Source organism: Citrobacter sp. RHB21-C05 (assembly GCF_013889015.1).
In the GTDB taxonomy this organism is placed as follows: domain Bacteria; phylum Pseudomonadota; class Gammaproteobacteria; order Enterobacterales; family Enterobacteriaceae; genus Citrobacter_A; species Citrobacter_A sedlakii.
Map to the genome: position 1 here is coordinate 237,813 of NZ_CP057611.1, position 21,732 is coordinate 259,544.

Below are 21,732 nucleotides of genomic sequence, written 5' to 3' on the forward strand. Positions count from 1 at the left end.
ATCCTTACAGTATAGCGACCAGGATAATCCGTCAATCCGCCTTGCTTACCAGTTAGTTAAACAAATTTTTGCGTTAATTGCATTGATAGTGATTAACCTTCTGGCAAAAAAATTAACTGATCTCCTACACTATTAATAAAGCCGCTCGGATTTTATGCACCATCGTGGGCGGTTTCGTCGTACTCTTTCATTGAACTGTCTGGCAAGTTTGGGGAGCGGTAGTCCCGGAGAGGATCTCCGTGGGCGGGTCGCCGGGGAGGTCGTATGATAAGCACCGTCGCATTGTTCTGGGCGTTATGTGTCGTATGCATTGTTAATATGGCGCGCTATTTCTCATCGTTACGCGCACTGTTAGTGGTACTTCGTGGTTGCGATCCTTTGCTTTACCAGTATGTGGATGGGGGCGGCTTTTTTACCTCGCACGGCCAGCCCAACAAGCAGGTGCGGCTGGTGTGGTATATCTACGCCCAGCGTTACCGCGATCACCATGATGATGAATTCATTCGCCGCTGTGAGCGGGTGCGCGGTCAGTTTATCCTGACCAGCGCGCTGTGCGGCCTGGTGGTCATCAGCCTTATCGCGTTGATGATTTGGCACTGAGCAAAAAAAAGCGGGCCAGTTTCCTGACCCGCCCGATACGGTTTATTTCGCATCCCCTTACCTGAAAGCGCTTCGCTTACCGGGCCAGAGTGCTTCGTTTATCTGTAGGCCGGATAAGGCGTTGCCGCCCTCCGGCACAGTGATGTTTAAATCAGCTTCAGCGAGATCCAGTACAGCGTACCGGAAAGCAGGATCGCGGCTGGCAGCGTGAAGACCCACGCCATCAGAATGCTGGTTACCGTTTTACGCTGCAAACCGCCGCCGTCAACCACCATCGTCCCCGCCACAGAGGAGGAGAGTACGTGGGTGGTGGAAACCGGCATACCGGTGTAGCTGGCCAGACCGATAGAGACAGCCGCCGTCATCTGCGCGGACATCCCCTGTGCATAGGTCATGCCTTTCTTGCCAATCTTCTCACCGATAGTGGTCGCCACGCGGCGCCAGCCGATCATGGTACCAATACCCAGCGCCAGCGCGACCGCCATGATGATCCAGACAGGCGCATACTCAATGGTGCTCAGCATATCGGTTTTCAGTTTTTTCAGCAGACGCTGGTCGTCTGTGCTCACGCCTGGCAGCTTCGTCACCTTATCAGTGGTGTCGGAGATGCACAGCATGATGCGACGCAGCTGGCTACGTTGCTCAACGCTCAGTTTGTCATAGCTTTCCACGTTGTTCGCCAGCATGGCCTTCGCACGCTCAAGCGCGTTGATGGTGTTTGCCGGGTGGCAGTGGAATTCCGTTGGCTGGGTGGCGACCGGTTCCGGGGAAGGAATCAACTGGTCGACGCCTGTCACTTTTTTCAGCAGGTCAGGGTGCTGCTGGAAGTAAGTTTCGACGTTATTGATCGCATCGCGGGTACGGGTAATTTCATAACCTGAGGCGTTCATATTCACCACGAAGCCCGCCGGAGCGACGCCAATCAGAACCAGCATTACCAGACCAATGCCTTTCTGACCATCGTTCGCGCCGTGAGAGAACGCCACGCCGATAGCGGAAAGAATCAGGGCGATACGGGTCCAGAACGGCGGTTTTTTCTTACCGTCTTTCTTTTCACGTTCCGCTGGCGTCAAGTGGATACGGGCGCGCTTTTTGGTGCCGCTCCAGTAACGACGCAGAATGAAAATCAGGCCGCCCGCGACCACCAGACCGACGATCGGCGAGACGATAAGCGAAGCAAAAATGCCGATAACTTTCGGGATGTTGAGCGCGTCGACAACTGACGTGCCGGTCATCAGGGCATTGGTTAAACCGATACCGATAATCGCGCCAATCAGCGTGTGGGAACTGGATGCAGGCAAGCCAAAGTACCAGGTGCCGAGGTTCCAGATGATCGCCGCAAGCAGCATGGAGAAGACCATCGCAAGTCCATGCGTGGAGCCCATGTTGAGTAGCAGGTCCGTCGGCAGCATATGCACGATGGCATAGGCTACGCTGAGTCCGCCCAGCAGCACACCTAAGAAGTTGAACAGCGCAGCCATCACCACCGCCAGCTGCGAACGCATCGCGCGGGTGTAGATAACGGTTGCGACTGCGTTGGCTGTATCATGGAAGCCATTGATCGCTTCGTAGAACAGCACAAAAGCCAGAGCAAGTAACAATAAAAGCCCGGTATGTAAATCCAGGCCAGCAAACAAATGTAGCATAGGACGTTACGCCATCTTGAGGACATGAACGCGGCGCATTATCAGTGACTTTGGCGGCGCGGGCAAAGTGAAATATAGATTTTTTTTGATTTAACGTCGGCATCCTGAGCTGCCTCTAAAGAATTATCTTATAGATTTCAGACAAATACTCCTTACTGAGGATTTTGGCGCTGGTGCGACCACTTAGATAACTTTACAATTCACGCCCGGTTTTGAGAGAGGAACGCAAAGTGGAAAGGTTTGATGCCGTTATTATAGGCGCTGGCGCGGCAGGTATGTTTTGTGCGGCGCAGGCAGGACAGGCGGGGAGCCGGGTGCTGCTTATCGATAACGGTAAGAAACCGGGTCGCAAGATCCTCATGTCCGGCGGCGGGCGCTGCAACTTTACTAACCTTTATGTTGAGCCTGCGGCCTATTTGAGCGAAAACCCGCATTTTTGCAAATCGGCGCTGGCGCGCTATACCCAGTGGGATTTCATCGATCTGGTCGGCAAGTACGGCATCGCATGGCACGAAAAAACGCTCGGACAGCTTTTTTGTGATGACTCCGCGCAGCAAATCGTCGACATGCTGGTGACCGAATGCGAAAAAGGCAATGTTACCCTGCGGTTACGCAGCGAAGTGCTGAGCGTGACGCGGGACAACGACGGTTATACGCTGGCGCTGAATGGCATGAACGTTGGCGCAAAAAAACTGGTGATCGCCTCTGGCGGGCTGTCGATGCCGGGACTGGGCGCCACGCCGTTCGGTTATAAAATTGCCGAACAGTTTGGCCTGAAGGTGTTGCCGACGCGTGCAGGTCTGGTGCCTTTCACCCTGCATAAACCCCTGCTGGAGGAGCTTCAGGTGCTTTCCGGCGTTTCTGTGCCGTCAGTCATTACCGCCGAGGACGGCACCGTCTTTCGCGAAAATCTGCTGTTCACTCATCGCGGTCTGTCAGGCCCGGCTGTTTTACAGATATCCAGCTTCTGGCAACCTGGCGAATTTGTTACCATTAATTTGCTGCCGGATGCCGATCCCGACATTTTCTTAAACGAGCAGCGCAGCGCACATCCCAATCAAAGCCTGAAAAATACGCTGGCGATGCTTCTGCCGAAGCGGCTGGTGGAATGTTTGCAGCAGCTTGGGCAAATCCCCGACGTTTCGCTTAAGCAGCTTAACGCGCGTGAGCAGCAGACGCTGGTCGACACCCTCACCGCGTGGCGTATACAGCCAAATGGCACTGAAGGTTACCGCACGGCGGAAGTGACGCTGGGCGGCGTCGACACCAACGAACTGTCATCGCGGACGATGGAAGCCCGTAACGTACCGGGGCTCTACTTCATTGGTGAAGTGATGGACGTGACCGGCTGGCTGGGCGGCTACAACTTCCAGTGGGCGTGGTCGAGCGCCTGGGCCTGCGCGCAGGATTTAACGTCTCATGAGGACGCTAAACGCTGATGCGATGTTCTTTAAGCTTACGCCACAATGTGGTGGGGCTTATTCCGAGCATTGTCGCGGCTTTGGTACGGTCGCCTGCCGTGGTTTCAATGACGCGGGTAATGAGCTGTTTTTCCTGTTTCTTAAGCAGGTTGGTAGCGTCCACCGTCATTTCGCTTGTGTGGAGGCGCGAAACCTCCTCCGGCGAAACGGAGGATATCTGGCACAACTGCTGAAGATCCGCTTTGCTCACCACATCCGTTTGTAATAACACAACGAGCCGATAAACCACCGCCTGCAGCTCACGAATGTTGCCCGGCCAGGTATACGCGTTTAAAAACGCCTGGGCTTCCGGGGTAAATATCAGCGTTTTGCCTTGCTGCGCCAGCAGGTGCTGCACGATCAGCATGACGTCGCCGGGGCGCTCGTGGAGCGCGGGCAACGCCAGTTCGAGAATGTTGATGCGGTACCAGAGATCCTGACGAAATTCACCCGCGTCGACCTGCGCCTTCAGCGGTTTATTACTGGCGGTAATAAGGCGGAAGTTGGCGGTAATCAACGAGTCGCCGCCGATCCGGGAAAACTGTTTTTCCTGTAATACGCGCAGCAATTTTACCTGCACCGATAACGGCGCTTCGCTGATTTCATCAATGAACACCGTGCCGTCTTTCGCCATTTCGAAAATGCCGGGTTTGCCGCCTTTACGGGCGTTGGTAAATGCGCCATCGGCATAGCCAAACAGTTCGCTTTCCAGCAGGCTTTCCGGGATGGCCGCGCAATTGATGGCGATAAAAGGACAATGGCTGCGTGCGCTATGGTTATGAATGCTCTGGGCGAAAAGCTCTTTCCCCGTCCCGGTAGCACCGGTGATATTGACCGGTAAATCATGTTGGGCGCACAGCTTTGCTTTCGCAATGACGTCAAGGATTTGCCGCGACTGGCCGATAATATCGTCAAAGTGATACGACGTGGAAAAGCCGCGCAGTTTGCTTTTTTTATTCGCCACGGAATGCCAGAGCGCATTATCCTGGCTTAAACCGGTGATAATCGAAAACGAGTGTCGACGGTTGGCAAAATGTTTGATCGAGACGTAGACCAGATTTCCGTTAATTTCCGTCGGCTGTTCCTTGAGGCTTATTTCATTAATAATGCTACCGTACAGATCTTTAAACGCCTCTTTTTTGAAGAGTTTATCGCCCGGATGGCACTGAAACAGGGTCATACCGGTGGCATTAACGCTAATGACTTCCCCCATCTGGTCGATACACATAATGCCTTCACGCGACTGATTCAGCGCCGACTGGCTCATTAGCAGTTTTGTGTTTTCCTGATTGATATATTTCAGCAGACTCCAGGCTTCGTTAATGGCTTGTTCGATGGAGATATTATCGGTATCGCCCATGACCGCATTTAAGCCGTACTTTTTCGCCATTTCAGCCACTGTCAGGCCGCCAATCACCAGCTGATAGTCATTTTCGGCCAGATTTTTAACCACGTTTTCAATATCATAATGGTTATAGACCTGGCAGATCTTGAACTCTTCGTTGGTCATATTTTGATAATGGCGCAGCGCATTACAAAACTGAGGAAAACCAATAGCGGCGATTTTCTGCGACTTGTGTTTGGCTTCCTGCAGGATGCGATAAACGCCGTGAAAATCATGGGCGATCTCGATAACCGGAATGGTCATATTGCTGCGCAACAGGGCGGCGGTGCCACCGCGGCTGATAATAATTTTTGTGCCGGCGCGAATCATCTCATCCGCTTTTTCCAGCACGTCAGAATAATGAAATTCGTATACGGGAATATCCAGTTTGCGTTCTATTAACACATTGGCGATGCGCTGAGTGATGGTGCTGGAAACAGAAAAGATAACAATCTCATTATTCTTCATTTATTCATCACTTACGGCTGGCGTCCTGATTTATAAAAAGAACCTTACACAAACCATTGTGTAAGGTTCAACAGGCAATGCTCAGAAATGAAGACGACGATAAACAATCTGACCGTTGCAGAGTGTGGCGCAGTTATCGATATACCGATCGCCCTCTATTTTTACGCCGCGGGTATCTTCAAAGACGATCCGCTCCTTGCGTAGCTTCACAAGGGAAATATCGGCAAACGCGCCTGGCTTTAACGTGCCGATGTCTCCTTCCATTTTCATCAGGCGGGCTGGCGTGGTGGTGACTGCGCGCAGGACGTCAAAAAATGACATGCCCATGTTGAGATATTTCGACATTACATGCAGCAGGCTGTACACCTTATCCGTCCGCAGGCTATTTCTTTGCGTCAGGTCAGTGCTGATGATATCCGGGTAAAAACCTTGCTCCATCGCATTGCTGGCCACGTTGAAGTCAAAATGCGCCACCCCGTTGGAGCAGTCGAAAATCACGCCCCGCTTTTTGGCCTGTTTCACCGCCGGGTAAACTTCGCCCTGCGCGTTCAGTATCGAGTGACCCGTACCGTGGAAGCAGTGGGCGTATATATCGTTTGCCTGAAAATGACCTATCAGCTCATCGGCGGGCAGCAGGGCATCTGTAACATGAACGCAGAGGGAAGTGTTCAGCTCACGCGCCAGCGCGACGGTGGTAAGGAAAGGATCGCTGGAGTACGCTTTTCCCTTCGCAATATCCTGGCTGTAACGCAGCTTCAGACCAAGGATATTGTCGCTGTTTTCCGCCAGCGTCCGGGCAATGCGTTCCACGTTGTAATTCGCGGGATTGGTGTTTTCCAGATAACCGGTTGGCCCGCCCCCGAGCGTGGAAAGCCCGACGTTCACCACGTTGAGATAGCTTTTTATCTTTACCATTGAAGATGCGATCACGCTGTGACGAAACAACGCGTAGTTCACCCATCCGCTGCTTCCCGCATCCACCACGCTGGTGACGCCATTCGGCAGGCAGATAATATCCGGGTTCACGCTGATTGCCGTACCGCCATGAAACACATGGGCATGAAAGTCGATCAGACCCGGCAGGACGAGACAGCCAGCGGCATCGATCACCGTTTCCGCCTGGGTGGCGTCGACGTTATCCAGATCGACAATGCGGTTGCCAATAATCCCGATGCTGCGATTCAGGTATTCATTGCTTTCGACATCGGCAATCAGGCCATTTTTGATCAGAATATCCAGTTTCATTGCTATCTCCTTTAAATACCGATGAATTTCCAGTAAGGAATGCCGATCAGGAAGTAAACCAGAACGTTAATCACCACCATAATGGTACCTAACAGCCAGAAGGTTTTTTGCGGGACATAGCCGCTGGAGAAGGTGAAAACCCCCGCGCCGTTGCCGTAGTGGGTCAACAATGCGCCATAGCCTGCTGAAAACGCTAAAGACAGCGCCACATACATCGGGTGCGCCTGGGTGGTCATGCCAAGAGTAAACAGCACCGGGTAGAACGAGACGACAAAAGCGCTGTTAGAGACGAAGAAGTAACGTACCGCGAGGCTGATAAACACCAGCACCGCGATGGCGCTGAATTCGCTCAGGTGCGACAAATCAAGATAGTTTTTGATGACGTCGACGAGGAAGACATAAAAACCGCCCTTTGACAGCGCCACCGCGCAGCCATAGAACGCGCCGTACCAGACAAAGGTTTGCCAGGCGGATTTCTCACTGACCACATCGTTCCAGCTTAAAACGCCAAACAGCAACAGACAGGCAAGGAAAGCCAGTCCCACAGGTATAAAGGCGATGCCGGTGAGCGAACCCGTCATCCAGCCCAGTACGCCGAGGATGAAAAAGACGATCAGCAGTTTTTCTTCCCGCTTCACCGGCCCCAGCTCACGCAGGCCTTTTTCAGCGATGTCGTTCACGTTGGCGATTGTTTTTAACTCTGGCGCGTAGATTTTATACAGGATCCATGGCGACAGCAGCAGAACCAGTCCGGCGGGCACGATGGCGGCCTTAAACCAGGTCATCCATTCCAGGTTGACCTTCATAATTTCGTTCGCCAGCGACACGGTAATTGAGTTGGTGGCCATCCCGGTCAGAAACAGGCTGGAGGTGCCCATTGAGACGACATACATCAGGATAGTCAGATAAGCGCCGATTTTGCGGCTGCCCTCATCCGGCTTTGAGCCCAGCGCTTCGGCAATGTTGCGGAAAATGGGGTAGGTGATGCCGCCGGAACGGGACATGTTTGAGCCGGTGGCGGGCGCGAGAACGGTATCGGTTACCATCATCAAATAGCCGAGCGTCAGGGTATTCTTCCCGTAACGCTTAAGCAGCATATAGGCGATGCGCTTGCCGAGGCCGGTGATCACAAACGCTTTGCAGATGATAAAGGCGCTGATAATAAACCAGACCATCGGACTGCCGAATCCGGCAAACAGTGGACCGGGATCGAGCACCAGAGACGCGAACCCCAGAATAATCAGCATGATCACCGCATCGGTAAACGGGCGCAGCACCAGACCGCACAGCATTGCCAGATAAATCCCCACCATATGCCAGGTGGCGGCGGAAACGCCTTCAGGATTAGGTATTATCCAGAACAAGACCGGGAAAAAAATAATGGGTAAGAGTTTTAAATAAAGCATGTTAATTACCTTTGCTTTAAAGCCGCGGCTCATCAGACGTCGCGGCGTTTTATTATTTATTCGTATTAACGGTAAGTGTCGTCGATGAACTCAACGCCTTTGTCTTCAAGCGTCTTCTTAACCCACTGACGGTTCGCGGCGCCGTTTTTAGCCGCTTCGACCTTACTTGCGTCAAATTTTGAATACTCTTTTGCTTTCGCCAGCAGCGCTTCGGCGTCGCCAAGCGGCACCACGATGACGCCATCGGCGTCGCCGACAATCAGGTCGCCCGGATTCACCGCCACACCGCCGACGGCGATCGGCGTATTCACTTCGCCCGGCCCTTCCTTAAAGGGGCCTGCCGGGTTTGCGCCGGTAGCAAAGAGCGGGAAGTCGAGGACGGAAAGCGCGTCGATATCACGGATGGGGCCGTCGAGCACAATTCCGGCGATTTTTTTGCAGCAGTGCGCGTAGGCCACCATGATCTCCCCCATCAGCGCGCGGGAGCGGTCGCCTTCATTAGAGACCACAATCACGTCGTTTTCCGTCGCCATATCCAGCGCCGCATGCAGCATCAGGTTATCCCCGGCGCGCGCTTTCACGGTGATAGCAAACCCTGCCATAATCGGCTTCTTCGGCGCGGAAATACGCTTTATGCCGTTGCCGAGTACCGCGATACGGTTCATGGTGTCGGCAATATTTGCCGCCGGAAGCTGTTCATACGCTTTGAGCAGTTCAGGGTTGCCTTGCGGGCGTTGTAAAAAAATACGGTTGCCAATAGACATGTTTTTCTCCTTAAAAACCCGGAACCGGCCAGGACGGTTTTTTACCGGACAGGACTTCATCAATCCCGATGGCGGAATGCAGTGAAGCGCGATCGGTCGCTTCGATCGTGGCGGCGCCGATATGCGGCCCAATCACGATATTGCTCAGTGAAAAAATGGGATCGTTGGCGTCGAACGGCTCTTTTTTCAGCACATCGATGCCTGCGCCCGCGATGGTGTTACTGGTGAGCGCGTGATAGAGCGCTTTTTCATCCACCAGCTTGCCGCGCGCGGTGTTGATGAAATAGGCCGAAGGTTTCATCAGGGAGAACTGTTTTTCACCGACAAAATCGGTGGTTTCGGCGGTGGTCGGACAATGCAGCGAAACAAAGTCGCTCTCTTTAAAGATGCGTTCAAAGTCATCCGTCATCTGGACGCCCTGCGGCACTTGCTGCTGGGTTTTATACGGATCGTACGCAATGACTTTCATGTTGAAGCCGTGCAGGGCTTTCAGGGCCACGCGGGAGCCGATATTCCCCACCCCGATCAGGCCGAGCGTTTTGCCATCCAGCTCCACTTTTGGGGTACGCAGTTTGGCCCAGTAGTAATCTTCAAGCATCTTTTCTTCGACCAGCTTAAAGTTACGCGAGCAGTGCAACATGTAGAAAATCGTCAGTTCGGCAACCGACATGCTGTTGGCGATAGGCGCGTTAAGAACCACCACGCCGTGGCGTTTGGCTGATTCAAGATCGACAGTGTCGTAACCCGCGCCGTGACGTGCGACCACCTTCAGCTTTTTAGCCGCTTCAAAGACGCGATCGGACATTTTGGACAGGCGAACGATAATACCGTCGCAATCCGGGATATCGCGGATAATGTCCTCTTCTTCCATGCCTGAGCCGGTAATCAGCTCATAACCGCGGCTTTCCAGATATTCTCTCCCTTCTGCCATGATTTCCTGCGGGAGTAAAATTTTGTACGTCATTTAACTATCTCCAGTGTTGATTACACCGGTGATATTGCAGAGGGCGTGCCATAACCTTGCAGAACGCAGTGAATTTTTATAATGCATTGAAAATAATCTATTATTTTTTAAATGGGTGAGGCGAGTGAGACCTGTTCAGGTGATGTTCTTCACATTCTGGCTGGCCGCCGAAATAGCGATATTTGCAAAGTGAAAGGGGGTGAAATGCAGAATGAAATCCGAAATGGAACGCGATCACATCGTCCATGCCAGCACCCTGCGGCGCCGCCAGAGTACGGCCTTCGTTCAGTCCGGGATAATACAGGGCGATAAGTGAATTCCGTTACGGGCGTCATTGACAAGAATTACTGAATAGACTTATTAATCGCAGGTGTTAGTATCCTATTGATAGTAGTTATGAGTATGCGTGTTTCATTTACGGCCAGGATCGCTGATGATGACAACATTACTACCCGTTTTTCGCACTTCTCCATCATTCACTTTCCTTCACGGCACGCGTCGCGCTGACGCCCGGATGCCGCACGGCTACTTTCTCGCTTTCCTTCTTATCCCGGAAGGAAGATCCCGCTGAACGCGCGTTCGGCGGGTGTTGTAACACGCATGGTTTGCTGACAGGGATTATGGCGGGTCGATTATGGACAAGAGTAAACGTCATTTGGCGTGGTGGGTGGCAGGCGTGCTGGTGGTGGTCGCGGCGGCGGCGTGGTGGATGCTGCGCCCCGCTGGCGTGCCGGAGGGCTTTGCCGCCAGTAACGGCAGGATCGAGGCGACGGAAGTGGATATCGCCACCAAAATCGCCGGACGCATTGACGCTATTCTGGTGAAAGAGGGGCAGTTTGTTCGCCAGGGCGAGGTGCTGGCGAAGATGGATACCCGCGTGTTGCAGGAGCAAAGGCTGGAAGCCATCGCGCAAATTAAAGAAGCGGAAAGCGCCGTTGCCGCCGCGCGGGCGCTTCTTGAGCAGCGACAGAGCGAAACCCGCGCCGCGCAGTCGGTGGTGAAACAGCGTGAAGCCGAGCTGGCTTCGGTCTCTAATCGACACCTTCGCTCACGCTCGCTTTCCCAGCGTGGCGCGGTGTCGGCGCAGCAACTGGATGACGATCGCGCCGCCGCCGAAAGCGCCCGCGCGGCGCTGGAGTCGGCAAAAGCGCAGGTCTCTGCCGCTAACGCGGCGATCGAGGCCGCGCGTACCAGCATCATTCAGGCGCAAACCCGCGTGGAAGCCGCGCAGGCCACCGAACGTCGCATCGTCGCCGACATTGAGGACAGTGAACTGAAAGCGCCGCGCGATGGCCGGGTGCAGTACCGGGTGGCGGAACCGGGCGAAGTACTGGCGGCGGGAGGTCGGGTGCTGAATATGGTCGATCTCAGCGATGTTTATATGACCTTTTTCCTGCCTACCGAACAGGCCGGACTGCTGAAGATTGGCGGCGAAGCGCGACTGGTGCTGGATGCCGCGCCAACGCTGCGTATTCCCGCCACCATTAGCTTTGTCGCCAGCGTCGCCCAGTTCACTCCGAAGACCGTTGAGACGAGCGATGAGCGACTGAAGCTGATGTTTCGCGTCAAGGCGCGTATCCCACCGGAACTGCTCGAACAGCATCTGGAATATGTGAAAACCGGGCTACCGGGAATGGCGTGGGTGAGGCTGGATGAAAAACTCCCGTGGCCTGAGTCGCTGGCAGTGAGGCTGCCGCAATGACGCATCTGGCGCAGGTTTCTGTACCTCCCGTGGCGCACCTTGACGGCGTGAGTCAGCATTACGGGGCTACGGTCGCGCTGAACAATATCACGCTGGACATTCCCGCCCGCTGCATGGTGGGGCTGATTGGCCCGGACGGGGTGGGAAAATCAAGCCTGCTGTCGCTGATTTCCGGCGCGCGGGCGATCGAACAGGGAAACGTGAGGGTGCTTGGCGGCGATATGCGTGACCCGAAGCACCGCCGCGAGGTGTGTCCGCGCATCGCCTGGATGCCGCAGGGGCTGGGAAAAAACCTCTACCACACGCTGTCGGTGTATGAAAATGTCGACTTTTTTGCCCGCCTGTTTGGGCATAGCAAAGCCGAGCGCGAAGCGCGTATCAATGAACTGTTGAACAGCACCGGGCTGGCGCCGTTTCGCGACCGTCCCGCCGGAAAACTGTCGGGCGGCATGAAGCAAAAGCTGGGACTGTGCTGCGCCCTGATCCACGACCCGCAGTTATTGATTCTCGACGAGCCGACCACCGGCGTTGATCCGCTTTCCCGCGCGCAGTTCTGGGACCTTATCGATAGCATTCGCCAGCGTCAGACCAACATGAGCGTGCTGGTCGCGACCGCCTATATGGAAGAGGCTGAACGTTTTGACTGGCTGGTGGCAATGAACGCGGGTGAGGTGTTGGCAACCGGCAGCGCGCAGGCGTTGCGCGAGCAAACCGCCAGCGACTCGCTGGAGCAGGCGTTTATCGCCCTTTTACCCGAGGCGCAGCGGCAGGCCCACAAACCGGTGACTATCCCGCCGTATGACGCGGAACAGGCGGAAATTGCGATAGAGGCGAAAGCGTTGACTATGCGCTTTGGCAATTTCGTCGCTGTCGATCACGTTAACTTCCGCATTCCGCGCGGCGAGATTTTTGGCTTTCTCGGTTCGAACGGCTGCGGGAAATCCACCACCATGAAAATGCTGACCGGGCTGCTGCCCGCAAGCGAAGGCGAAGCGTGGCTGTTTGGTCAACCGGTCGATCCGAAGGATATCGAAACTCGCCGCCGCGTCGGCTATATGTCGCAAGCCTTTTCACTCTACAGCGAGTTGACGGTGCGGCAAAATCTGGAGCTGCACGCCCGCCTTTTTCATATACCGCAAGCGGAGATCCCGGCGCGGGTCAATGAGATGAGCAAACGCTTTATGCTCACCGAAGTGGAAGACATCCTGCCGACGTCGCTCCCGCTCGGCATTCGTCAACGCCTGTCGCTGGCCGTGGCGGTGATCCATCGCCCGGAAATGCTGATCCTTGACGAACCGACTTCCGGCGTCGATCCGGTCGCCAGGGATATGTTCTGGCAACTGATGGTCGATTTATCCCGTCGCGACAAAGTGACCATTTTTATCTCCACCCACTTTATGAACGAGGCGGAGCGTTGCGACCGCATGTCGCTGATGCACGCCGGGAAAGTGCTGGCCAGCGGCACACCGCGGGAACTGGTAGAACGGCGCGGCGCCGCCACGCTGGAAGACGCGTTTATTGCCTGGCTGGCGGAAGCGTCGGGTCCGGCCCCGACGCCGGACGCGTCGTTGCCGCTGAAGACGACGCATGAGCAGGAAAAACCGCCGCGCCAGGGCTTCAGCCTGCGCCGTCTGTTCAGCTATAGCCGTCGCGAAGCGCTGGAGCTGCGTCGCGATCCGGTTCGTTCAACGCTGGCGCTGATGGGGACGGTGATCCTGATGCTGATCATGGGCTACGGCATCAGCATGGACGTTGAAAACCTGCGCTTTGCGGTGCTCGACCGCGACCAGACAGTCAGCAGCCAGGCGTGGACGCTCAACCTGTCCGGTTCCCGTTATTTTATTGAACAACCACCGCTTACCAGTTATGACGATCTCGACCGGCGAATGCGCGCGGGTGAAGTGGCGGTAGCGATTGAAATTCCGCCTGATTTTGGCCGCGACATTGCCCGCGGCACGCCGGTGGACATTGGCGTATGGGTTGATGGCGCGATGCCGAGCCGCGCCGAGACGGTGAAAGGTTATGTACAGGCGATGCACCAAAGCTGGCTGCAGGAGGTGGCGGGCCGCCAGCCAACGCCCGTAACGCAGTCCGGTTTACTGACCATCGAAACCCGCTATCGCTATAACCCGGACGTGAAAAGTCTGCCTGCTATTGTTCCGGCGGTGATCCCGTTGCTATTAATGATGATCCCTTCCATGCTCAGCGCGCTGAGCGTGGTACGGGAAAAAGAGCTCGGGTCAATCATCAACCTGTACGTAACGCCGACCACCCGCAGCGAATTTCTGCTCGGCAAACAGCTGCCGTATATCGCGCTGGGGATGCTCAATTTTCTGCTGCTCTGCGCGCTGTCGGTGTTCGTGTTTGGCGTTCCGCATAAGGGCAGTTTTCTGACGCTCTGCCTCGCGGCGCTGCTATATGTCACCATCGCCACCGGCATGGGGCTGCTGATTTCTACGTTCATGAAAAGCCAGATTGCGGCAATTTTCGGTACGTCCATTATCACGCTGATCCCGGCCACCCAGTTTTCAGGAATGATCGATCCGGTGGCTTCGCTGGAAGGTCCAGGCCGGTGGATTGGCGAGATCTACCCGACCAGCCATTTTCTGACGATCGCCCGCGGAACATTTTCGAAAGCGCTGGATCTTGCCGATCTCTGGCCGCAGTTCCTGCCGCTGCTGGTGGCCATTCCGCTGGTGTTGGGACTGAGCATTCTGCTGCTGAAAAAACAGGAGGGGTAATGCGCCGGTTACGCAATATTTTCAATTTGGGCATTAAAGAGTTACGCAGCCTTCTGGGTGATAAAGCGATGCTGACGCTGATCGTTTTCGCGTTTACCGTCTCGGTATACTCCTCCGCCACCGTGCTACCCGGTTCGCTGCATCTGGCGCCGATTGCGATTGCCGACATGGATCAATCGCCGTTGTCGAATCGCATCGTGAACAGCTTTTATCGCCCGTGGTTTTTACCGCCGGAAATGATCACCGCTGACGAAATGGACGCAGGGCTGGACGCGGGTCGCTACACCTTTGCGGTGAACATTCCGCCCAATTTTCAGCGCGACGTGCTGGCCGGACGGCAACCGGATATTCAGGTCAACGTTGACGCCACGCGGATGAGCCAGGCGTTTACCGGCAACAGCTATATCCAGAATATCATTAACGGCGAGGTGAACAGTTTTGTCGCCCGTTATCGCGACAACAGCGAGCCGCCGGTCTCACTGGAGACGCGAATGCGTTTTAACCCGAACCTTGACCCGGCGTGGTTTGGCGGCGTAATGGCGATTATTAACAACATCACCATGCTGGCGATTGTGTTGACCGGCTCGGCGCTGATCCGTGAACGTGAACACGGCACCATTGAACACCTGCTGGTGATGCCGATTACGCCGTTTGAGATCATGATGGCGAAGGTCTGGTCGATGGGGCTGGTGGTGCTGGTGGTTTCTGGCCTGTCGCTGCTGCTGATGGTGAAAGGCGTGCTCGGCGTGCCGATCGAAGGTTCGATCCCGTTGTTTATGCTGGGCGTAGCGCTGAGCCTGTTCGCCACCACTTCCATTGGTATCTTTATGGGCACGCTGGCGCGTTCCATGCCGCAACTGGGCCTGCTAATGATCCTGGTGCTGTTGCCGTTACAGATGCTTTCCGGCGGTTCGACGCCGCGCGAAAGTATGCCGGAGGCGGTCCAGGACATCATGCTGACCATGCCAACCACCCATTTTGTCTCGCTGGCGCAGGCGATTCTTTATCGCGGCGCGGGGTTTGGCATCGTGTGGCCGCAGTTCCTCACCCTGCTGGCTATTGGCAGCGCCTTCTTCCTGATCGCCTTGTTCCGCTTCCGGAAAACGATCGGCACGATGGCGTAATCCGGCCTGCGGTCGCGAACTGCGCCAGGCCGGAGAAGCGCAGCGCACCCGGTAGCGGAGGCTTGACTTCACTTTATGCTGTCATAAAATTGACGTCAAAGGATGAAGTCAAAAAGGGAATGTTATGAGGCAGCAGGTGTTATCCTTGCGGAAAAAGCAAAGGAATATGCTGGAGCAACTCTTTAAAACGCCTGTACCACAAGCAATAAAGTGGTTAGACATAGAGTCTCTGGTCAAAGCGTTAGGCGGTGAAATTAAAGAAGGACGCGGCTCTCGATGCAAATTCTTATTAAACAATAGTATTGCTTGTTTTCACCGACCGCATCCTTCACCGGATACAGATAAAGGCGCAGTGGAGAGTGTGCGCGACTGGCTAATAAGCATAGGGGTTAAACCATGATCAAACCTAAAACGCCAAACGCAATGGAAATCGCGGGGCATCCTGCCGTGATTCATTATGTGCCTGAACTAAACGCGTTTCGCGGTAAATTCCTTGGGTTATCGGGTCATTGCGATTTTGTCTCAGACAGCATTCAGGGTTTACAGGAAGAGGGCGAAATCTCTTTAAACGAATATCTTGCGGATTGCCGGGAAGCGGGAATCGAACCTTATGCACATACGGAAAAAATGAAAACGTTTACGCTTCGCTATCCGGAATCTTTTGGCGAACGCTTAAGTTCCGCAGCGGCGGAAGAACAGGTGTCCGTCAATACCTGGATTATCGATACCCTTAGTGAACGTTTGAAACAGGCTTAATGCCTGAGCCGGCCTGCGGTCGCGAACTGCGCCAGGCCGGAGAAGCGCAACGCACTCGATCTTTTGCCGGATGCGGCGACGTTATTCTTCTTTTGGCAGGCACTGCAAATGGCCGTGGCGCACGCCGCGCTGGGCGATGACATCGTCGGCGAAATGTTGCACGTCGCCCATGTCGCCTTTCAACACCGCGATCTCCAGGCAATCGTCATGATTAATATGCACATGCAGGGTGGCAACGGAAAGGTCGTGGTGATGGTGCTGCGTGGAAACAATCCGGCTGGCTAAGTCGCGTTTTTCATGTTCGTACACATAGGAAAGCACCGCGAAGCCCTGGGTGCCGTGTTCCTGCGTGGTTTCCTGCGCCAGCGCGCCGCGCAGGATATCGCGGATCGCTTCGGAACGGTTGTGATAGCCCCGGCGCTGACTCAGGCTGTCCAGCGTCTCCAGGAGATCGTCATCGAGGGTAATGGTGACTCGTTGCATCTGTTATAAACCTCAGGCTATGGCGCGACGGCGCACGGGAAAAGCGGGAAGTACCGCGTTTTGTAACACACGTCCCGCCTCAGAGGAAAATGTTAACGTCTCGCCAACGGTCTGCGTTTCCACGATTCGCCCGTCGTCCATCACCATCACCCGCTGGCAGAAACGCTCGACCAGCCGCAGATCGTGGGTGATAAACAGACAGGCGGTGCCAAACTGTTGCTGCAATTTTTTGAGCAGACGGATCACCCCGGCCTGCAACACCAGATCGAGGTTCGATACTGCTTCGTCCAGAATCAACAGTTTCGGCTCTACCACCAGCGCTCGCGCCAGGCAGACGCGCTGCAGCTGGCCGCCGCTCAACTGCGGCGGGCGTTTGTTCAGCAGCGAAACGTCGAGATCGACCGCGTTCAGCATCTCGCGCACCCGCGCCAGTTGGTCGGCTTTCGACAGCGAGAGCAAATGACGCATCGGCTCACGGAGGATCTCGCAGACGGTTTTGCGCGGATTAACGGCGCTGATAGCGTCCTGGAACACCATCTGAATATCCCGGCGAAAGGCTTTCTGTTTCGCCCGGTTCAGTGTCGCCAGCGGTTCGCCGCGCCAGCTTACGCTCCCCTGCGTCGGTGACTCCAGCCCGACGAGCAGACGCGCGAGGGTGCTTTTCCCGCAGCCGCTACGGCCTAACAGCGCCACGGTTTCGCCGCTTTGCAGGTTCAGTGAGATATCGTTCAGTACCGCCTGATGCGGATGTTTGCCGCCGAGGTTCGCGTGCGCATACTGATGTGACAGGGCAGAGACGCTGAGTAAGGTCATGAGGCTAACTCCATTCCGTACAGGGCCAGATGCGCCGACACCAGACTGCGGGTTACGCTGTGCTGCGGCGCATGGAACAGCGTTTCCACCTCGCCCTGTTCGACGATCCTGCCGTTATCCATCACCGCTACGTCGTCGGCCAGCCGCGCCACCACGCCCATGTCGTGCGTCACCAGCAGCATACCTGGCGCGCGCTCAGCCATAATGCGTTCCAGCAGCTCGAGGATGCGCGCCTGGGCGACCACGTCAAGATCGGTCGTCGGTTCGTCGGCGATGATAAACGGCGCGTCGCACAGCACCGCCATAGCAATCATCATACGTTGCAACATGCCGCCGCTCATCTCAAACGGGTACAGCTTCAGTACACGCTCCGCGTTGTCCAACCCGACAGCATCCAGCGCCGCGATAAGCGTGGCGTCGTCGGCGGATTTCCCCAGCGCCAGGCAGGTCTCCCGCGCGTGTGTCGCCATGGTATGAAGCGGATTAAAGGCGCTGCGCGGGTTTTGCATAATAGTGGCGATTTTGATGCCGCGCAGCGTGCCGGGCGAGACCGGCCTGCCGTCGGCAAGGAGGACGCCTGCCGTCTGGCGAACGCCTGCGGGCAGGATACCGAGCGCCGCCGCGCAGGTCAGCGACTTACCGCTGCCGCTGCCGCCCACCAGCGCCAGCACCCGTCCGCGTTTCAGCGTTAATGAGACGCCGTGTACCAGCGGACGGTCCGCTTCCAGGGCAAGAGTCTGTAATGCAATCTGTTGCGGCATCAGTGGGCATGCTCCGTAATCAGATGAGGATCGAGGTGATCGCGCAGGGCGTCGCCCACCATGTTAAAGGCCATCACGGTGACAAACAGCGCCAGCCCCGGCCAGAACATTTGCAGCGGCTGGGTCCAGATATACTGGCGCGCGTCGTTAATCATTACTCCCCATTCCGCCGTCGGCGCGGTGACGCCGAGGCCGAGGAATGACATACCGGCGACGTGCAGCATCATATGGCCGATATCCAGCGTCGCCAGCACCAGCAGGGAAGGGATTACCGCACCGGCCAGATGATCGATAAACACCCGCACGTGACCGGCGCCGGAAAGGCGCGAAGCGAGTACGAACTCGCGCTGGCGCAGGGAGATCACCAGGCTGCGCACCATTCGCGCATACCACGCCCAGTGGGACAGCGCGATGGCGATAATTACGTTGGTCAGCCCGGTTCCCAGTACACCGACCATGAAGAACGACAGGATCGAGGTTGGGAACGTCATAAACATATCCGCGACGCGCATCGTTATCTGATCGACGCGACCGCCCATCAGTCCGGCGCTGCCGCCAACGACCAGCCCCAGCGCCAGTACCAGCAGCAGGCAGGCCATCACTGACCCCAGCGACACCTTTGTCGCCGCCAGCAGGCGGGAAAAAATATCGCGCCCCAGATGGTCGGTGCCAAGCCAGTGCTGGCTGTCGGGGGCCAGCAGACGCGACGGTAAATCGATCGCCTGCGGATCGTACGGCAACCACCACTGACTGGTGATCGCAACCACCGCCAACAACGCGATAATGACCAGTGCCAGACGTACCGACCAGCGAGCAGAGAGAAAAAAGTTCACGAATGCGCTCCTTCATGGCGGCGAATGCGCGGGTCCAGCGCGGCGTTCAGCAAATCTACAATCAGGTTACAGACTACAAACACCACCACCATCATCAGCGTAAAACACTGAATCACCGGATAGTCGCGGTTAAAAATCGCCGATACGGCGTAGCGCCCGACGCCGGGCCAGGCGAAGATGTTTTCAATAATCATCGTCCCGCCGATCAGCTCGCCGATGTGCATCCCCACCGCGGTGACGACCGGCAGCGAGGCGTTGCGCAGAATATGGCGACGTTCGGTTTGTTTCTCGTTAAGACCGCGCAGTCGCGCCCAGGTGACGTGGCGCTGCCCGGCAACCTCCAGCATGCTGGCGCGCAGCAAACGGGCGTTGATCGCCAGCGACATAAAGGCGATCGACAGCGCAGGCAAAAGAAGGTGCTGCCAGCCGCCGTAGCCCATCGCGGGTAGCCATTGCAGGTACACGGAAAAGAACATCACCAGCAGGAAAGCGAGCCAGAAGTTGGGCATTGAGACGCCGAGGAACGCGATCAGCCGCACGATGAAATCCGGCAGGCGATCGCGGTGGCGCGCCGCCCAGATACCAAGCGGCACAGAGGTGAGCAGAATTAATATCAGCGCCGCGCCCGCCAGTTGCAGGGTCGCGGGCAGGAAGTTCAACATATCATCCAGCACCGGGCGCTGAGTGGCGAACGAGATGCCGAAGTCCAGATGCAGCGCCTTCCACAGCCAGTTGCCATACTGCACGATAAGCGGCTGGTCCAGCCCCAACATTACGCGCGTCGAAGCGACCATCTCCGGCGTCGGCGGCAGATTCGACAGGCGCAAGTAGTCCATTGCCGGGTCGCCGGTACCCAGACGCAACATCAAAAAGATAATCACCGAGGCGGCGAAAATCATCGGGATCAGCAGCAGAATGCGCCGCACTATGTAACGCAACATCAGGGGTTCACCGGTTCTATCTGTTCAAACGGGATGTCCGACGCGATGGGCGCGTAAGGGATTTCGCCCAGCTCAGGTTTTGCCACCACCATCATGGAGACGTAGCTGATGGGCAGATACACCGCGTCATTGTGCAAACGGGTCAGAATGTCTTTGTACAGCGCCTGACGCGTGGTTTCGTCTGTGGTTTCCAGCACTTCGCCGATCTCTTTATCGATGATCGGCTTGTCAGCCAGTCCCTGCTGCGCCTGGTAGTCGGCGTGGGAGGGGACGCGCATTGAGCTCATAAAGGCGTGCGGATCGTACGGCGCGCCCCAGGTGCGATTGAAAATCATGCCAAAGCGACCGTCACGCTGGCGGGCATAGATACTGCTCTCTTCTTCGCCGATCAGAGCGATATCGACGCCAATTTTGCGCATATCGGCCTGAATGATTTCCGCCATGGATTTGCTCAGCGCGTCGGTGCCGATAAACGACAGCTCAATGCGCAGCGGCTGACCCATTTTTTCGCGGATGTCTTTGCCCGCCGGGAGCTTCCAGCCCGCATTTTCCAGCAGCGTTTTGGCCTGCTGCGGGTCGTACTGGCGCGGCTTCAGGCCGATATTGGCGTAGGGCACGCTCGGGGCGAACAGCGTGTCGGCCACCTGCTGGGTGCCGTACAGGGCATTGTCGATCAGTGATTTTTTGTTCACCGCATAATTCAGCGCTTCACGCACTGCCAGCTCGTTGGTGGGCGCTTTGGCGGAATTCAGCGCCAGCATCACCGTCTCTATCGGCTGTGAAAGCTGAGTACGGTACGCCGGGTTCTGACTGAACCGGGCAAAGGTGTCGAGCGGCAACAGTCCTTCATTGCCGTACAGCAGGTCAACTTCGCCGGTTTCAAACGCCACCGCGCGGGTGGTTGGATCAGGGATCACCTTGACGGTGATTTGCCTGATCGGCGGCTTGTCGCCCCAGTAACGTTCGTTACGCACCAGCACGTCGTACTGGTTAAGCTTTGATTCTTTCAGTACCCACGGTCCGGTGCCGATCGGCGCTTTAATGCCGCGCAGGGTTTCATTGTCTTTAAACTGCGACGGGGCGATAAAGCGGAAAGGGCGCGGCAGGGACAGCTCTTGCAGGAACGGGTAATAGGCGCTCTTCAGGGTAATTTGCAGTTCGGTTTTGCCCAGCGCTTTGACGTCGACGATTTGGTTGGCCAGTTCAAGCCAGGCATGACGCTGGCGGTTGTCGAGCACCACGCGGAAATTTTCCGCCGCGGCAGGGGCGTCAAACGGTTCGCCATTGGAAAACGTCACGTCATCGCGCAGCGTGAAGGTCCAGGTTTTCCCGTCCGCCGTGTGGGTCCAGCTTTTTGCCAGCCACGGTTTTACCGATCCGTCCGCCTGGTATTTCACCAGCGGCTCGTACACCATGCTCTGGGCGAACATCTGATTAGGGGTATAGAGATGCGGGTTAAGCGGCCCGACGTTGACCGGCCAGGCGGTAGTGATTTCGTCAGGCGCGGCGGCGTGCGCGAAGAAGGACGCACAGGCCAGCAGCGCAAAGAGTGTGCGGCGTAGTCTGGACAAAATAGTGATCCTGAATGCTGTAGGAGTACGACTAAAGAAGTATGACGATTCTAAGGAATCATCATACTTT

Annotated in this window: 19 protein-coding genes; 7 read left to right on the top strand and 12 right to left on the bottom strand. The window is 56.0% G+C overall.

Annotation, left to right across the window (positions count from 1 at the left end; genetic code table 11):
- Positions 1-264 precede the first annotated feature (264 nt).
- Complete coding sequence (gene uspB, locus HVX72_RS01045) at positions 265-600, top strand: universal stress protein UspB (protein WP_042286682.1); 336 nt, start codon at positions 265-267, stop codon at positions 598-600.
- Positions 601-746: 146 nt separating this feature from the next.
- On the opposite strand, the gene pitA is transcribed toward uspB, so the two are convergent.
- Positions 747-2,246: an inorganic phosphate transporter PitA gene (gene pitA / locus HVX72_RS01050; RefSeq protein ID WP_042286680.1), complete on the bottom strand. Its 1,500-nt coding sequence runs from the start codon at positions 2,244-2,246 to the stop codon at positions 747-749.
- 230 nt (positions 2,247-2,476) lie between these two features.
- Between pitA and HVX72_RS01055 the strand changes: the two genes are divergently transcribed.
- Positions 2,477-3,685, top strand: a complete 1,209-nt coding sequence (locus HVX72_RS01055) for an NAD(P)/FAD-dependent oxidoreductase (RefSeq protein ID WP_181822376.1) — start codon at positions 2,477-2,479, stop codon at positions 3,683-3,685.
- On the opposite strand, the gene HVX72_RS01060 is transcribed toward HVX72_RS01055, so the two are convergent.
- The 5 genes from HVX72_RS01060 to HVX72_RS01080 all read right to left on the bottom strand — a co-directional run bounded on the left by HVX72_RS01060 (position 3,675) and on the right by HVX72_RS01080 (position 9,937).
- Positions 3,675-5,558, bottom strand: coding sequence for a sigma 54-interacting transcriptional regulator (locus HVX72_RS01060; RefSeq protein WP_181822377.1), 1,884 nt, complete (start codon positions 5,556-5,558; stop codon positions 3,675-3,677). The two genes, HVX72_RS01055 and HVX72_RS01060, sit on opposite strands and share 11 nt — an antisense overlap.
- Before the next feature lie 81 nt (positions 5,559-5,639).
- On the bottom strand, positions 5,640-6,803 hold the full coding sequence (locus tag HVX72_RS01065) for a metallo-dependent hydrolase (protein ID WP_042286672.1): 1,164 nt from the start codon (positions 6,801-6,803) through the stop codon (positions 5,640-5,642).
- Between the two features lie 11 nt (positions 6,804-6,814).
- Positions 6,815-8,209 carry a DASS family sodium-coupled anion symporter gene (locus HVX72_RS01070; RefSeq protein ID WP_042286947.1) on the bottom strand — a complete coding sequence of 465 codons (1,395 nt, stop codon included), beginning with the start codon at positions 8,207-8,209 and terminating at the stop codon, positions 6,815-6,817.
- Positions 8,210-8,274: 65 nt separating this feature from the next.
- Positions 8,275-8,973 (bottom strand): RraA family protein, encoded by a 699-nt coding sequence (locus HVX72_RS01075; RefSeq protein WP_042286670.1) that lies wholly within the window; start codon positions 8,971-8,973, stop codon positions 8,275-8,277.
- A 10-nt stretch (positions 8,974-8,983) separates the two neighbouring features.
- Positions 8,984-9,937 carry a hydroxyacid dehydrogenase gene (locus tag HVX72_RS01080; protein WP_042286667.1) on the bottom strand — a complete coding sequence of 318 codons (954 nt, stop codon included), beginning with the start codon at positions 9,935-9,937 and terminating at the stop codon, positions 8,984-8,986.
- A 634-nt stretch (positions 9,938-10,571) separates the two neighbouring features.
- Here HVX72_RS01080 and HVX72_RS01085 point away from each other — a divergent pair.
- The 5 genes from HVX72_RS01085 (at position 10,572) to HVX72_RS01105 (ending at position 16,260) form a co-directional block, all read left to right on the top strand.
- A complete protein-coding gene (locus HVX72_RS01085) occupies positions 10,572-11,639 on the top strand; it encodes an HlyD family efflux transporter periplasmic adaptor subunit (RefSeq protein ID WP_060570202.1) in 1,068 nt (355 codons plus the stop codon).
- The gene (gene rbbA / locus HVX72_RS01090) at positions 11,636-14,380 is read left to right on the top strand and encodes a ribosome-associated ATPase/putative transporter RbbA (protein WP_181822378.1); all 2,745 of its coding nucleotides are present in this window, start codon (positions 11,636-11,638) and stop codon (positions 14,378-14,380) included. Before HVX72_RS01085 ends, rbbA begins: the two co-directional genes overlap by 4 nt.
- Positions 14,380-15,504 (top strand): ABC transporter permease, encoded by a 1,125-nt coding sequence (locus HVX72_RS01095; protein ID WP_042286658.1) that lies wholly within the window; start codon positions 14,380-14,382, stop codon positions 15,502-15,504. Before rbbA ends, HVX72_RS01095 begins: the two co-directional genes overlap by 1 nt.
- Positions 15,505-15,628: 124 nt before the next feature.
- Positions 15,629-15,904 (top strand): type II toxin-antitoxin system HicA family toxin, encoded by a 276-nt coding sequence (locus tag HVX72_RS01100; protein WP_181822379.1) that lies wholly within the window; start codon positions 15,629-15,631, stop codon positions 15,902-15,904.
- Entirely contained in the window at positions 15,901-16,260 is a 360-nt protein-coding gene (locus tag HVX72_RS01105) for a type II toxin-antitoxin system HicB family antitoxin (RefSeq protein WP_042286652.1), read from the top strand. The genes HVX72_RS01100 and HVX72_RS01105 overlap by 4 nt, the downstream gene beginning before the upstream one ends.
- Before the next feature lie 81 nt (positions 16,261-16,341).
- Here the strand turns inward: HVX72_RS01105 and nikR are convergent, their stop codons facing one another.
- From nikR to nikA, 6 genes are read right to left on the bottom strand one after another with little or no spacing between them, the layout of a single operon-like run.
- Positions 16,342-16,743 (bottom strand): nickel-responsive transcriptional regulator NikR, encoded by a 402-nt coding sequence (nikR, locus tag HVX72_RS01110; RefSeq protein WP_042286649.1) that lies wholly within the window; start codon positions 16,741-16,743, stop codon positions 16,342-16,344.
- 12 nt (positions 16,744-16,755) lie between these two features.
- Entirely contained in the window at positions 16,756-17,556 is an 801-nt protein-coding gene (gene nikE / locus HVX72_RS01115) for a nickel import ATP-binding protein NikE (RefSeq protein WP_181822380.1), read from the bottom strand.
- A complete protein-coding gene (nikD, locus tag HVX72_RS01120) occupies positions 17,553-18,317 on the bottom strand; it encodes a nickel import ATP-binding protein NikD (RefSeq protein ID WP_042286643.1) in 765 nt (254 codons plus the stop codon). Before nikD ends, nikE begins: the two co-directional genes overlap by 4 nt.
- Positions 18,317-19,150: a nickel ABC transporter permease subunit NikC gene (gene nikC / locus HVX72_RS01125; RefSeq protein WP_042286641.1), complete on the bottom strand. Its 834-nt coding sequence runs from the start codon at positions 19,148-19,150 to the stop codon at positions 18,317-18,319. The genes nikD and nikC overlap by 1 nt, the downstream gene beginning before the upstream one ends.
- A complete protein-coding gene (nikB, locus tag HVX72_RS01130; protein ID WP_042286639.1) occupies positions 19,147-20,091 on the bottom strand; it encodes a nickel ABC transporter permease subunit NikB in 945 nt (314 codons plus the stop codon). Before nikB ends, nikC begins: the two co-directional genes overlap by 4 nt.
- Positions 20,091-21,665, bottom strand: coding sequence for a nickel ABC transporter substrate-binding protein (nikA, locus tag HVX72_RS01135; protein ID WP_181823227.1), 1,575 nt, complete (start codon positions 21,663-21,665; stop codon positions 20,091-20,093). Before nikA ends, nikB begins: the two co-directional genes overlap by 1 nt.
- Between the last annotated feature and the right edge of the window lie 67 nt (positions 21,666-21,732).